The following is a 13,800-nucleotide window of genomic DNA, read 5'->3' as shown; positions in this document are numbered from 1 at the left end:
TAATCTTTAAATTAACATCCTCTTCTTGAATTTCAACTGGAAAATCAATAGCAAAATTACCTGTAAAAGAAAAGTAGAAAAGATTTTCTCCAAATCCCAGGTCAACAAGGGGGTAGAAAGATGCATTAAAGGGTATATCTGGTTCTTTTTCATGAATTAGAAAATTCAGGTCTCCCTGAATTCCAAAGAAGGGAGAAGTGTAAAGCACACCATTTATTCCAAATTCAACACTTTTTGAGATTTTTGCTCTGAAATTACCCATAAAGCCTATATCTTCACCCAGCACAAGGTGAGCTCCGAATACATTTTGTGCAAATGGTTTTGCACTTTTTATATGAGGCATTAATTGAAGAAAAATTAATAAAGTAATCATAGATTAAGAATATGATAAATTTTTAAACTATTTCAAATATTTTGACATTCACAGGGTTTCTTTTTACATCTTGGACAGAATTGACTGTATTTTTTTAAAAAAATTTCATCAAGGTTTAAATTTAATAGATTGCATAAAGTTAAAAACCATGCAAAAGTATCAGCAGTTTCTTCTTCTATTTTTGATTTATCTTTTTTCCTTATTGCCTGCAAAAATTCCCCCACTTCCTCTACAAACCATAAAACATTTTTTGTAAATTCTCTTTTTGAATCCCTTTCAAAGTAAATTTCCTTTATCAAATTTTGAGCTTCTTTTATTTTTAAACCTTCAGTCTTTAAAAACTCAATCCTACACAAATTTTCAAAATGATCTAAAATCGCAAAGGCCTCTTCAGGTGATTTTCCAAGGGAAAAGGTTCCATGATTTTTAATATGTAATATTTTTGTTTTTTCGTTTATTCTATTTTTAACTCTTCCCTTCCAGTCATTTTCTTTTAGTAAAATTATATTTTCTTTTTTTAAAGCCTCATCACATGGCACTTTATCTTTTTTTAAAAAATAAAGGTTTGCATAAAAAGTATGGGCATGAAAAATTGAATTTATCTTTTTAAAATTTTTATATACCCATAAATGAAAATCTGCCTCTACAGATGGTTTTTTATTTGATTTAGATATTATTTTCTCTTTTTTTAAATCAATTACAACTAAATCATTTTTTTCAATACCTTCCTTCGGTGAGCCAGTGGGTGTAATATAAATTTTATCTTTTTCTCTTAAAGAAGCATTACCCGAAAGTCCATAAGATAATCCCTTTTTATATAAAAGGTTAAAATAATATATAAATTTATTGAGGAGGGATTCTTTCAATTCCGCCCATATAGGGTCTTAAAGCTTGAGGAACAATAATTGATCCGTCTTTATTCTGATAATTTTCTAAAAGGGCAATAAATGTTCTTGGAGTTGCTAAACCAGAACCATTGAGAGTATGAACATATTCAATTTTTCCATTTTTTCTTCTAAACCTTGTATTTGTTCTTTTAGCCTGAAAGTCTTCACAGTTAGAAACAGAGGAGGCTTCAAGCCATCTTTTTACACCTGGTGCATAAACTTCAATATCATAGGTTTTGGAAGCTGCAAATCCCATATCCCCTGTACACAACAAAACGACCCTGTAAGGAATTTCAAGTCTTTGTAAAATTTTTTCAGCATCCCTTACCATTTTTTCAAGTTCTTCATAGGATTCCTCGGGTTTTGTAAATTTAAAGAGTTCTACCTTATTAAACTGATGTTGCCTTATTATTCCTCTTACATCTTTTCCGTAACTACCTGCCTCCCTTCTAAAGCATGGTGTATAGGCAGTGTAATAAATAGGGAGTTCTTCTTCCTTTAAAATTTCATCCCTGTGGAGATTGGCAAGAGCCATTTCTGCTGTTGGAAGTAGATATAATCTTTCATCAAGAGTTTTATACATCTCTTCATCAAATTTAGGTAAATGGGCGCTTCCGTAAGCACTTTCATCTTTCACAAGAATTGGTGGAAATATTTCAGTATAACCATTTTCTCTTGCCATATCAAGAAAGAACTGAATCAGTGCCCTTTCAAGCATTGCTCCATAACCTTTATATATAACAAATCTTGAACCAGACATGCGACCAGCTCTTTTAAAATCTAAGATTCCAAGTTTTTCCCCTATTTCCCAATGAGGTTTTGGTTCAAAGTCAAATTCTTTTACTTTGCCCCATTCCCTTACAACTACATTTTCTTCTGATGATTTTCCAACAGGAACAGTTTCATGGGGTATATTGGGAATTTCAAGGAGTTTTTCTTCTATTTCCTTTTCTAACTCTTTTGCTTTATTTTCAAGTTCTTCAATTTTTTTTCCAATGTTTTTGGATTTTTCAATAAGTACGTCTGCGTTTCTATTTTCTGATTTTAGTCTTTTAATTTCATCTGTCAATTTATTTCTCTCTGTTTTTAAATTGTTGAGTGAGGTTAAAGTTTCTCTAAATAATTTTTCTTTTTCTAAAAGTTCATCAATATTAAATTTGTAACCTCTTTTTAGAAGTCCTTCTTTAATTTTCTCAGGATTCTCCCGTAGTGTTTTTCTATCAATCATAGAATTTTATTATAAATTTATTTTTTTCTAATTTTCAATTTTTAATTCTTTTAGTTTTCTATATAAAGTTGATCTTGATATTCCAAGAATTTCTGCTGCTTTCTTCTTATTTCCTTCACATTCCTCTATGATTTTAATAATCTTTTCCCTTTCAATTTCTCTTGTTTCTTCAATTTCTTTAAGCACGCTTAGGATTTCATCTTCCCCTATATTTTCTTTATAGAAAGTTAAAATCCTTTGACTTATATTTTCAAGTTCTCTTACATTTCCAGGAAAATTGTAGGAACTTAAAATTTCGATTACCCTTTTATCCACAAAGGGTTTTTTTATTCCTAAGATTTCTGAATATTTTGTTAGAAAGTAATCAAATAATAAAGGTATATCATCCTTTCTTTCCCTTAAAGGGGGAATTTCAATAACTATAACGAATCTGTAAAAAAGGTCATGTCTCATTTTTCCTGATAGAAGTTCTTTTAAACTTAAATTGCTTGTTGCTATTATTCTAACATCAACATCTATTTCATTTGAGTATCCAAGAGGTTTAACCTTTTTTGTCTCAATTACTCTTAATAGCTTTGCCTGTATATTTAAAGGCATTTCAGAAATTTCATCTAAAAGAACCGTTCCACCTTCTGCTGCTTTAAAGACCCCTTCAAAATCCCTTGTAGCTCCTGTAAAGGCTCCTTTTTTATAACCAAAAAGTTCTGACTCTATAAGTTCTGAAGGTATAGCAGAACAATTAATAGGGAGGAAAATATTTTCACTCCTTTTTGAATTTTCATGTATAAGTCTTGCAATTACTTCTTTTCCTGTTCCACTTTCTCCTATTATAAGAACTGGAAAATCAGTTTTTGCAGAGACCTTAGCTTTTTCAACTATTCTTTTGAATTTAATATTTTCTCCTATTACTTCTATTTTCTCTTTAACTCTTTTCTTTTTTATATCTTTTTCTATAATTTCTTTTTTAATAAGTTTATTGATAATATTAATAAGTTCTTCCTTATCAAAAGGTTTTGTGAGAAAATCGGAAGCACCTTTTTTCATTGCTTCTACAGCAGTTTTTATATCACCATAGCCAGTCATAACAATAATTTCTATTTCAGGGAAAATTTTTTTTACTTCTTCAATTAGTTCCATTCCACCCATTTCAGGCATTACAAGGTCTGTAAGAATAATTGAAAATTCAGGATTTTCCTTTAATTTTTTAAGAGCCTCCTTTCCATTATTAACTATCTCAGCTTCTAAATTTCTTTTATTAAATAGTTTCTTTAAAGTTCTTGCAAGTAAATTGTCATCTTCAACAATAAGTATTTTATGCATTTTTACTTAAAGGTAATATTATAAGAAAAGTAGCACCTTTACCTTCATTCATAAGTTTTATAATACCTCTGTGAGATTCAACTATTCTTTTAACAATGGAAAGACCTAAACCTGTTCCCTTGTAAGCAGGTTTTGTTGTAAAAAAGGGTTCAAAAATTCTATCAGCATATTCAGGAGGAATACCTTTACCTGTATCCTGAACTTTTACAATGACTCTATCAAAGGGTGTTATGAAACTTGTAACTTTAATTTCACCACCATTTTCCATTGCGTCTATTGAGTTTGAAAAAAGGTTCATAAAAACCTGTGCAATTTCATTTTTCTTTCCATAAATAATTGCTTCTTTTTCATTACTTTTCAGAAATTTAAACTTTATACTTTTTTTCTGAAAAACTTTTTCAAATACACTTGCTACTTCTTTTATTACTTCATTTAAATTAAACTCTGTTTCCTCTTCTTCAGAAGGCTTTGAAAGGAACAAAAGTTTTTTCACAAGGTCCTGGCAAAATTTAACCTGTGATTCAATTATTTCAATTTCCTCTTTAATTTCATTTTTTTCAATTTCTTCTTTAAGCATTTGTGCGGTTAAAAGAATTGTACCTAAGGGTGTATTTAGCTGATGAGCAAGACCTGAGGCAATACTACCTATACTTGCTAACTTTTCAGCTTCCATAAACTTTGAAAAAATAGGGCTTCCTTTTCCAATTGGAATTTTAAAAATTATAAATCCATTTCTTTCTTTAAAGCATAAAACCAGAATATCAAGATTTTCTCCTTTGAAATTTTTTGCTTTTACCCATAGATCTATACCGCTTTTTTCTCTGGCAATTATTGAACTCGTTATATGTTCAGGTATTGTGGGATCTTTATTTCCGATTATTAATTCATCAGAAAACCCAAAGAATTCTTTATGAGATTTATTTTGAAAAATCACATTTCCATTTCTATCTATAAAAATAGCTGGAAATTCAGTTTGACCCAGTTCTACTGAGTGTTCTATCCAGTTTTTATAAAATAAAATTGAAAGAATAACGATGGATAAAAGTATTATCAGGGAAATTGTTTTTATTTCTAAAATAATGGTAAGAAAAAGAAAAAATGTTAAAATTGATGTTATAATAATGTAAATTTTTTTATCCATTATTATAAAATTATAATTTAAAAAATGATAAAACTTAAAGAACCCCCAAAGGTAAAGTTTTTTGTGGGTATGATTGCAAGGGATGAAAAAATAATGGAAGAAGCTATTTTAATCTTAAAAGAAAAAATAGGTGAGATAGAATTTAAAAGTGATTTATTTCCATTTACTCACACTAATTACTATGAAAAGGAAATAGGAAAGGATTTAAAAAGGAAATTTTATTCTTTTAAACCCTTGAAAAAGCCTGATGAGATAGTAGATTTTAAACTTTTTACAATTGAGGTAGAAAAAAAATTCCTTGAAGATAATAAAAGGAAAATCAATATTGATCCAGGATATGTGGAACTTTCAAAAGTTGTGCTCGCAAGCACAAAAAATTACTCCCACAGAATATATCTCGGAAAAGGTATTTTTGCTGAAGTAACCCTTTATTTTAGCAAGGGAGAGTTCTGTGATTTCCCTTATACTTATCCTGATTACAGGACAGAAGCTTATAAAGAATTTTTTAAGAAAGTAAGGGAATCTTTAAAAAAAGAATTATGAAAAAATTAAAAGTGGCTCTTGTTCACGATTATTTAAATCAATGGGGTGGTGCTGAAAATGTTCTTAAAGAACTATCAGAAATTTTTCCTTGTGCACCTATTTTTACTTTATTATTTGATCCTCAAAAAGTAAAAAAAGAACTGAAGGGAAGAGTAATTTATACTTCCTTTGTCCAGAGATTGCCCTTTAGTTTAAAATTTTATAGGGAGTTTTCAATTCTTTATCCCCTGGCCATAGAAACGTTTGATTTGAGAAATTTTGATCTTATAATAAGTTCAACAAGTGGTTTTGCTCATGGAATCATTCCTCCACCTAATTCAATACATATAAGTTATTTTCATACACCTTTAAGGTATGCCTTTCATTTTTATCATGAATACAGAAAAAATCAAAAATTTTTTTCTAAAATAACTAAAGATATTTTACTCCACTATTTCAGAATATGGAGTTTTTCAGCGGTAAATCGAGTTGATTATTTTATAGCAAATTCAAGAGAAACAAAAAGAAGAATAGAACTTTACTTCAACAAAAAAGCAAGGGTAATATTTCCACCTGTTGATACTGATTTTTTTAAGCCATCTCAAGAAGAAAAGGATAATTTTTTCATCTTTGTTGGAAGAATAAGGGATTATAAGAGACTTGACCTTGCTATTTCAGCAACAAGAGAACTGGGTTACAGACTCTTTGTGGTAGGAGATTATTATAAAGGAAAAAAAATACCTATGGGTGAGGGAGTAAGGTTTTTAGGAACAGTGAGCAAGGAAGATTTAAGAACTTTATATCAAAAAGCAAGAGCCTTAATAATGCCAGGTCTTGAGGATTTTGGTATAGTTCCTCTTGAAGCCAATGCCTGTGGAACACCTGTTATAGCTTTTAAAGGAGGAGGTGCACTTGATACAGTAATAGATGGTGAAACAGGAGTTTTTTTTGAACATCAGAATAAAGACTCTTTAATTGAAGCTATTTTAAAGTTTGAAAAATTGAAATTTGACAAAGATGTTCTTGTTAAAAATGCTTTAAGGTTTTCAAAAGAAAGATTCAGAGAGGAAATAAAAGAATTTATAAATGAGGTTATTTAAATTTTTTTTAATTTTTATAATTATATCAGGATGTAAAAAAAAGGAAAATATTGTTAAAGAAAGTTTTAATGAATATTGTAATATAACTGTCAGTTACAAACTGTCAAAAAATGAAAATCTTGAAAAAGTTCTTTTATGGAAAATTCCCTTTATCAGTGTATCAGAGAGTTATTATTTTATTAAATTTTTTGAAAAAAAAGTTAATACAAGGAATCTAAAAGAGGGTGATAGATTTATTTTTTTATTCAGTGATGAAAAAAAACTTATGGAGGTAAATTTTGTAAGAAAGGACACCCCAAATGTTATAAATAGGTTTTATAAAGATGATAAAAATGGGGAATTTGGTTTTGAAAGGGTTTTAAAAAAAATTGATGTAGACACTACTTTAATTTATTCAAAAATAAACAGTAATTTATATGAGTCATTTCAAGGATACCAAGAGGGTGAATATCTTGCAGATTTTATTGCCGATATTTTTGCCTGGGTAATAGATTTCAATACTGAAGTTAGAGAAGGGGACGAAGTAACAGTTTTATTTGAAAGAAAATTTCTTGAAGGTGAATTTATAGGTTTTGGTAAAGTTTTATATATTTCATATAATGGAAAATTGGTGGATAAGAAGGAAGCAATCTATTTTAACGGAAATTATTATGATTCCTTGGGAAATTCCCTTGAAAAATACTTTTTAAGGTCTCCCCTACCTTATGGGAGAATATCATCAGGATTTAAGAAAAAAAGGCTTCACCCTATTCTTAGAATAGTTAGACCCCATCACGGAATAGATTATGCTGCACCGCCTGGTACACCTGTCCTTGCTGTAGGAGATGGTGAAGTGATTTTTGCTGGATGGAAAGGTGGTTACGGAAATTTTGTCCAGATAAGACATAAAAATGGTTATATTACAGGATATGGGCATCTTAGAAGAATTGCCTCTTTTATAAGGAAAGGAAAAAAGGTTAAACAGGGAGAGATAATAGGTTTTGTAGGTTCAACAGGTCTTTCTACAGGTCCTCATCTTCATTTTGAAATAAAAAAAGATGGGAAATTTTTAAATTTTTTAAATATAAGACCTCCTTCAAAAAAAATTCTTGATAGTAAAGAGAAAGAAATTTTTTATGAATTAGTTAAAAAAATTAAAAGAAAATTGAATGAAAAAAAATTAGAGTTTTCCTATAATATATAAATGCAGATAAATAAAAGTCCTTTCTGCGAGGTGAATTTAAAGAATTTAAAATACAATTATAAACAGATTATAAAAAATACAAATCTTACTTTTTTTCCAGTTATTAAAACAGATGCCTATGGTGTTGGATTAAAAGAAGTTTCAAAAGCTTTGCAAGAAGAGGGAGCAAAATTTTTCTGTGTGGGTGACATGGAGGAAGCCATTAAACTTAAGGATTCTGGGATTGAGGGAGAAGTGATTATTTTAAACCCCATTATGATAAATGACTTTTTAGAAGCAGTGAAAAGGGATTTTGTTTTACCTATATGGGATAAAGCCTTGATAAAAGAGATTAGAAAAATTACAAATAAATTACAAAAAAAAGCAAAAATTCAGGTAGAAATTGATACGGGAATGGGAAGATGTGGTGTTCCGATAGAAAAAGCTTATCCTCTTATTGATGAGCTATTAAACATAGACTTTATTGAAAGATTTGGAATATTTACTCATTTTTCAAGGGCAGAAAATGATAAATCTTTTACCGAGGATCAGATTGGAAAATTTTTAAACTTTATAAATTCCCATTTTCCATCAACTGGAGAATTTTTTAAATTTATTCATGCTTCAAATAGTGCTTCTTATCTTTTGTTGAGAGACAAAGTTCTCTCTTTTCCTTTTAATTCTTTCAGATTAGGTCTTTTAATGTATGGAGTTTATCCTGATTCTTCTATTAAAAATTTTAAAAATTTAAAACCTGCTGTTAAAGTTGTAGCAAAAATTTTAAAAGTTGAAACGCTTAAAAAGGGTTCTTACATTGGTTATGGAGGTCATTTGCGTTTAAGAAAAAATACAAGGATTGGTGTTGTTAACTTTGGGTATTCAAAAGGAATAATGAGAAATGTATGGGAAAAGGGTTATTTTATAGTGAATAAAAGAAGGACAAAAATACTTGGAACATTAAGTATGGATTTAAGTGTTTTAGATTTGAGCTCTTTTCCTGAAGTTAAACCTGGTGACGAAGTAATTATTGTTGGTAGTTCTGGAAAAGATGAAATAACTTTTAATGATCTTAGCGAATGGTCTTTAACAATACCCCATGAAGTTTTTGTGAAAATTTTAAGTTCATTACCAAAAGTTTATGTATAAAGGTTCAATTCCTAAAAATTTTTTTTAAGTTTATGAAAAAATTTTTTCCCCTTTTATTTATATTTTTCCTCTTTCAAGGGGAAAGAGTTCATACTGTGAAAAAGGGAGATACCCTGTGGGATATAGCATCCTATTATTATGGTAATCCCTTTTTCTGGGTTGCCATATGGAAGGTAAATATTGATAAAATTAAAGATCCTCACTGGATATACCCTGGGCAAGAGTTTTACATTCCCGAAATTCCACCTACTGAAGGTGTTCTTTTCCCTGTATATGGAGTAGAAAAAATTGAAAAGAAACCTATATCACCTGAGGAAGTTGTTGAAATTAAAGTTGTTGCTCCACCTGTTCCTGCTGTTGCTAAGGATCTTGTTCTATCTTCTGGAGTAATAGCACCCAGATCTTCAGTTTCATACCTTGGGATGCTGATAGGTTCGGAAGATAAAAAGGATAGATTCTTTTACTGGGACAAAATTTATATAAATAAAGGTAATCTTGATGGAATAAAGCCAGATGATAAATTTTTAACATTTAGATTTGGAAAAGAGATAAAATCAAGAAAAAAAGGTTCCCTTGGAGTTTTAGTAGAACCCCTTGGAATAATAAAGGTTGTAAGAACAGAGGATAATTCTTCCCTTGTTTTACTTGAAAAAACCTTTGATATAATTAACTCAAAAGATGAGAATTATTTTAAAGAAATAGAATTTCCTGATATTCCTTATGATGTTAAGATTTATCCTGTTACTGATAGAAAAATAGAAGCAGAGATAGTTTATATTAAAGAAGAAGCAGGAAAAGAAATTGAACCTTTTGATATAGTTTTTATTGATGCTGGAAAAAATGATGGTGTAAAAATTGGTGACCTTTTTGAGATTTATAGAGAAGGAGAAACTGTTAGGGATAAACAAACAGGGAAAATAATAAAATTACCATATATATTTATGGGAACACTTCAGGTTTTAAATGTCTCTGAATTTTCTTCTACCTGTTATGCGAGGGCTGTCGCAAAAGGTGGAATAAAAATTTATGATAAAGTAAGGCTTGTGGGGGAGGTGAAAAAAGAATAATTTGATGGATGCATATATTATCTTTGCTCCTGGAACTAACTGTGATGAGGAAACTTTATATGCATTGAGAAAAATTGGGTTAAAAGTAGATTTACTTTTACTTAAAAATTGGCTAAATAACCCTTCAATTATTTTAAAATCAAGACTTTTAGTTTTTCCTGGGGGTTTTTCTTTTGGTGATTATATTAAAGCAGGAAAGGTTTTTGCCTTTTATATAAAAGAAAAATTATGGGATTCCCTTTATGAATTCTATAAAAGGGGAGGTTATATAATTGGTATATGTAATGGTTTCCAGGTCCTTTTAAGGAGTGGGATTCTTCCCTTTTTTGATGGTAAAGTCCATGCATATCTTTTAAAAAATGAAAGTGGCGAATTTGAGGATAGATGGATTTTTTTGAAAGGTGAGGGTGAGAGCATTTTTGTAAGAGGTCTTGAAACACCTCATCCTTTTCCTATTGCTCATGGTGAGGGCAAGTTTTTTGCAGAAAAAAAAGTAATTGATTTTCTTGAAAAAAATAATTTAGTTGCTTTCAGATATGTTGATGAAAATGGGAATCCTGCAAAAGATTATCCCTTTAATCCAAATGGTTCGATTAATTCAATTGCAGGTATAACTGATCCTGAAGGAAGAGTTCTTGGGATGATGCCCCACCCAGAAAGGGCTTTTGAAAGATTTCAGATTCCTTCAATTTTTGAGGTAAAAGAAGAACCAGGTTTTTTACTATTTAAAAATGTCAAAGATGAAATTTTTAAAAAGGCTATCAAAAGAGTTTAGAAAAAGTTTTATAGTAAGAATATCTTTAATCCTTTTTATAGAGTTTGTTTCAGCTGTTATCTCAGTGTTTTCAATTATTCAAGGACATTATTATATTTTTCCCGTATCTTTTTCTATTTATCTTTTTTTTGCTTATTTAATTTATTTAGAAATAAGGAGATTTTCACTTTTTCTTAACTGGATTTTAAAATGTGATTATGAAGAAAAAATTCCTGATGTAATTTTGAAAATTGATGATGATCTTAAAGAATTTATCATTTCTTTTAAAGAGAGATTATCAGAGGAAGCAAGATTAATAAGGGAAAAAAAAGTTCTTGAAGAATACAGAATTTCTTTCTTATCAAGAATTTCCCATGAAATTCTTTCGCCTGTTTCTGTGATTAAAGGTTATATAAATTTATTAGCAAAAAAGGAAAATGATATAAAAAAACTTGACTATATTGAAAAAATAATAAGAAGTGTTTCCCATCTTGAAACAATTATAAATAATTTTATTGTCAGTGCAAGAGAAGGATTATACCCCACAAGTTTTGAATTTAAAATTTTCGACCTTACTGAACTTCTTTTTGAAATTTATGAAGAAAATTTACCAATAGCTCAGGAGAGAAATATCAATTTTGTTTTAAAGATGCCTCCTTTTCCCAATACAGTTATCGGTGACCCTGAAGCTTTAAAATCAGGAATTACAAATATTTTAAATAATGCTTTTAAATTTACAAATCCTGGTGGTAAGGTTTCAATTGAGGCAGAAAAAGTGGATACTAAAATAAAGGTATCCATAATTGATACTGGTCCAGGGATAAGTAAAGACGAACTTCCTTATATTTTTAGACCTTACTTTCAGGGAAAGGATTCAAGAACAAAAAAACTTGGTATGGGATTGGGACTTTCAATAGCGAAGGAAATTATTGAAGCACACGGATCAGAGATTTATGTTGATTCTGAGCCAGGCAAAGGTTCCAAATTTTATTTTTATTTACAGATGAAGTTATAAACTTGATAATAGTAAGAGTTCCAAACTGGATAGGTGATGCAGTTATTTCAAGGGGATTTTTAAAAGGTCTTATGAAAAAATTTGATAGAAAGATTACTGTTATAGGAAAGGAATTTTTAAGGGATATTTTTTATGATTTTGAGTTTAAAGGATTTAACTCATATAAGGAATATTTTGAAATTTTAAAATCCTTAAAGGATAAAGGTTTTAATGAAATCTATATATTACCTTTTTCTTTTTCATCTGCCTTTTTTCCTTTTCTCGTTGGGATAAAAATAAGAATAGGTTTTGAAAGTGATAGAAGGGGATTTCTTTTGACTCATAAACTTTCTTCTTTTTGCATTAAAAGAGAGCATCTTTTAAAAAGTTTTTTGAGATTAATAGATATGGAGGAAAGTTATACTTTATATTATCCTGAATTAAAAAAGTTTTCAGATAGGGAAAGAAAAAATACTATAATAATTGCCCCCCATGCCACTTATGGAAAGGCAAAGGAGTGGGTTTTTTTTAAAGAACTTTCCGAATATTTACTCAAGGAAAAATTTGAGGTAATTGTAATAGGCAGAAAAAAACTCGGGGAATATCCTGAGGGAGTTATTGATTTTAGAGGTAAAACTGATTTAAAAGAAGTTTTAAAAATTATTTCAGAGGCAGAATATGTATTCAGTAATGATTCAGGTATTGCTCATATAGCAGGAAGTATGGGAAAAAAAGTTTTTGTATTTTTTGGTTCAACATCTCCCTTATGGACAAAGCCCCTTGGGAAAAATGTATATATATTTCATAAAAAAATTTTCTGTTCCCCATGTTTTGAAAGAACCTGTAAATATAATACCTATGAATGTATGAAAAAAATTACTATTTATGAGGTTGAAAAATTTTTTTCCATTGTAAAATGAAAAGATTTACAAGAATTGAATCCTCTGCAGGTGGAGGTAAAACAAGTGAAATTGTTAATAGGTATATAGAACTCATAAAAAGAGGAATAAAATTTGACAGGATACTTGCTATAACATTTACAAATAAGGCAAGCGAAGAAATGAAAAAGAGAATTTTAAAAAATTTAAAAGAACTTGCGCTATCTGATGATACTTTTATTTTTAAAGTTTTAGATGGAAAGGATGGAATTATAGATAATTTTTCAGATTTTTCCGTTAAAACAATAGATGCTTTTTTATTTTCCCTTTTGAAAAGCTGTGCCCTTGACCTTAAAATTCCCCCTGAGCCCGAAATTGAAGAAAAAGAGAGAGAAAAAATAAAAATGATTATAGATGAAGTTTTAGCTCAGGTAGCGAATGATTCTTTCTTAAAAAATAAAATATTAAATTTTTTAAATTTTATTTCAGGTATATCTCAATCACTTAACCCTTATGAAAATTTTATTGATTATTTTAGCTCTTTTTTTGATAAGGAAAGGATACTGGGAGAAAATTATGAATTTTTAGGGGGAAATTTAAAGGATTTCTTTTTATTAATCAAAAAAAATCTTGAAGAGAAAAAAAGAAAAGAAGGTTTCATTTTCCTTTCAGATATTTCTATTCTTGTTTTTAATTATGTTAAAAATTCTGATGTTCCATATCTATTTTTTAAACTCGGTGAAAAATTTTATCATTTTCTTGTTGATGAGTTTCAAGATACGAGTCTAATTCAGTGGAAAAGTCTAAAACCACTTGTTGAAAATGCTCTTTCAGGTATGGATCCTGAAGGGAATAAAGGAACTTTTTTCTATGTTGGTGATCCTAAACAATCGATTTACAGGTGGAGGGGAACAAGATGGGAACTTTTTGATGATATTGTAAAGGAATTTGATGGAAAGATTGAAGAGAAGGATTTTGAATTTATTTATAAAGATATAAATAAAAGAAGTTTAAAAAATATTGTAGATTTTGTAAATGATATATTTGATATTGAAAATTTAAAAAATTATTTTGCCAAAATAAGTGATAAAAGGAAAAATTATATTAAATATTTTTTTGAAGTAGAAAGGGTATATAAGAATGTTAAACAGAAAACTGATAACAATAAAAATTCTGGTGGTTATATTGAATTTAAAGTTATAAAAGGTTCAAAGAATAAATCTGAGGA

General features: G+C 29.0%; 14 protein-coding genes. 9 read left to right on the top strand and 5 right to left on the bottom strand.

The window, feature by feature from the left end:
- From ABIN73_09865 to ABIN73_09845, 5 genes are all read right to left on the bottom strand, one after another.
- A partial coding sequence (locus tag ABIN73_09865; GenBank protein ID MEO0270031.1) for a hypothetical protein occupies positions 1–373 on the bottom strand: 373 nt, incomplete at its 3' end.
- Between the two features lie 32 nt (positions 374–405).
- On the bottom strand, positions 406–1,239 hold the full coding sequence (locus ABIN73_09860) for a class II aldolase/adducin family protein (GenBank protein MEO0270030.1): 834 nt from the start codon (positions 1,237–1,239) through the stop codon (positions 406–408).
- Positions 1,217–2,488 carry a serine--tRNA ligase gene (gene serS / locus ABIN73_09855; protein MEO0270029.1) on the bottom strand — a complete coding sequence of 424 codons (1,272 nt, stop codon included), beginning with the start codon at positions 2,486–2,488 and terminating at the stop codon, positions 1,217–1,219. Before serS ends, ABIN73_09860 begins: the two co-directional genes overlap by 23 nt.
- 27 nt (positions 2,489–2,515) lie before the next feature.
- On the bottom strand, positions 2,516–3,808 hold the full coding sequence (locus tag ABIN73_09850; protein MEO0270028.1) for a sigma-54 dependent transcriptional regulator: 1,293 nt from the start codon (positions 3,806–3,808) through the stop codon (positions 2,516–2,518).
- On the bottom strand, positions 3,801–4,949 hold the full coding sequence (locus tag ABIN73_09845) for an ATP-binding protein (GenBank protein ID MEO0270027.1): 1,149 nt from the start codon (positions 4,947–4,949) through the stop codon (positions 3,801–3,803). Before ABIN73_09845 ends, ABIN73_09850 begins: the two co-directional genes overlap by 8 nt.
- Positions 4,950–4,973: 24 nt before the next feature.
- Here ABIN73_09845 and ABIN73_09840 point away from each other — a divergent pair, with 24 nt between their 5' ends.
- The 9 genes from ABIN73_09840 to ABIN73_09800 all read left to right on the top strand — a co-directional run.
- The gene (locus ABIN73_09840; GenBank protein MEO0270026.1) at positions 4,974–5,492 is read left to right on the top strand and encodes a DUF4416 family protein; all 519 of its coding nucleotides are present in this window, start codon (positions 4,974–4,976) and stop codon (positions 5,490–5,492) included.
- Entirely contained in the window at positions 5,489–6,571 is a 1,083-nt protein-coding gene (locus ABIN73_09835) for a glycosyltransferase (protein MEO0270025.1), read from the top strand. Before ABIN73_09840 ends, ABIN73_09835 begins: the two co-directional genes overlap by 4 nt.
- Positions 6,558–7,754, top strand: a complete 1,197-nt coding sequence (locus ABIN73_09830) for a peptidoglycan DD-metalloendopeptidase family protein (GenBank protein ID MEO0270024.1) — start codon at positions 6,558–6,560, stop codon at positions 7,752–7,754. Before ABIN73_09835 ends, ABIN73_09830 begins: the two co-directional genes overlap by 14 nt.
- The gene (gene alr / locus ABIN73_09825) at positions 7,755–8,879 is read left to right on the top strand and encodes an alanine racemase (protein ID MEO0270023.1); all 1,125 of its coding nucleotides are present in this window, start codon (positions 7,755–7,757) and stop codon (positions 8,877–8,879) included.
- 32 nt (positions 8,880–8,911) lie between these two features.
- Positions 8,912–9,946 (top strand): LysM peptidoglycan-binding domain-containing protein, encoded by a 1,035-nt coding sequence (locus ABIN73_09820; protein ID MEO0270022.1) that lies wholly within the window; start codon positions 8,912–8,914, stop codon positions 9,944–9,946.
- A gap of 4 nt (positions 9,947–9,950) precedes the next feature.
- A complete protein-coding gene (gene purQ, locus ABIN73_09815) occupies positions 9,951–10,721 on the top strand; it encodes a phosphoribosylformylglycinamidine synthase I (GenBank protein ID MEO0270021.1) in 771 nt (256 codons plus the stop codon).
- The gene (locus ABIN73_09810) at positions 10,687–11,715 is read left to right on the top strand and encodes a HAMP domain-containing sensor histidine kinase (GenBank protein ID MEO0270020.1); all 1,029 of its coding nucleotides are present in this window, start codon (positions 10,687–10,689) and stop codon (positions 11,713–11,715) included. The genes purQ and ABIN73_09810 overlap by 35 nt, the downstream gene beginning before the upstream one ends.
- Positions 11,716–11,717: 2 nt before the next feature.
- Entirely contained in the window at positions 11,718–12,614 is an 897-nt protein-coding gene (locus tag ABIN73_09805) for a glycosyltransferase family 9 protein (protein MEO0270019.1), read from the top strand.
- On the top strand, positions 12,611–13,800 hold a 1,190-nt coding region (locus ABIN73_09800), incomplete at its 3' end, for a UvrD-helicase domain-containing protein (protein MEO0270018.1). The genes ABIN73_09805 and ABIN73_09800, both read left to right, overlap by 4 nt.

Source organism: candidate division WOR-3 bacterium (assembly GCA_039804025.1).
In the GTDB taxonomy this organism is placed as follows: domain Bacteria; phylum Hydrothermota; class Hydrothermia; order Hydrothermales; family JAJRUZ01; genus JBCNVI01.
This window is presented reverse-complemented; position numbering and strand designations above follow the sequence as displayed.

Coding starts and splice junctions, on each gene's coding strand:
- serS (MEO0270029.1), bottom strand. CDS start 2,488: ATGATTGATAGAAAAACACTACGGGAGAATCCTGAGAAAATTAAAGAA.
- ABIN73_09850 (MEO0270028.1), bottom strand. CDS start 3,808: ATGCATAAAATACTTATTGTTGAAGATGACAATTTACTTGCAAGAACT.
- ABIN73_09845 (MEO0270027.1), bottom strand. CDS start 4,949: ATGGATAAAAAAATTTACATTATTATAACATCAATTTTAACATTTTTT.
- ABIN73_09840 (MEO0270026.1), top strand. CDS start 4,974: ATGATAAAACTTAAAGAACCCCCAAAGGTAAAGTTTTTTGTGGGTATG.
- ABIN73_09835 (MEO0270025.1), top strand. CDS start 5,489: ATGAAAAAATTAAAAGTGGCTCTTGTTCACGATTATTTAAATCAATGG.
- ABIN73_09830 (MEO0270024.1), top strand. CDS start 6,558: ATGAGGTTATTTAAATTTTTTTTAATTTTTATAATTATATCAGGATGT.
- alr (MEO0270023.1), top strand. CDS start 7,755: ATGCAGATAAATAAAAGTCCTTTCTGCGAGGTGAATTTAAAGAATTTA.
- ABIN73_09820 (MEO0270022.1), top strand. CDS start 8,912: ATGAAAAAATTTTTTCCCCTTTTATTTATATTTTTCCTCTTTCAAGGG.
- purQ (MEO0270021.1), top strand. CDS start 9,951: ATGGATGCATATATTATCTTTGCTCCTGGAACTAACTGTGATGAGGAA.
- ABIN73_09810 (MEO0270020.1), top strand. CDS start 10,687: ATGAAATTTTTAAAAAGGCTATCAAAAGAGTTTAGAAAAAGTTTTATA.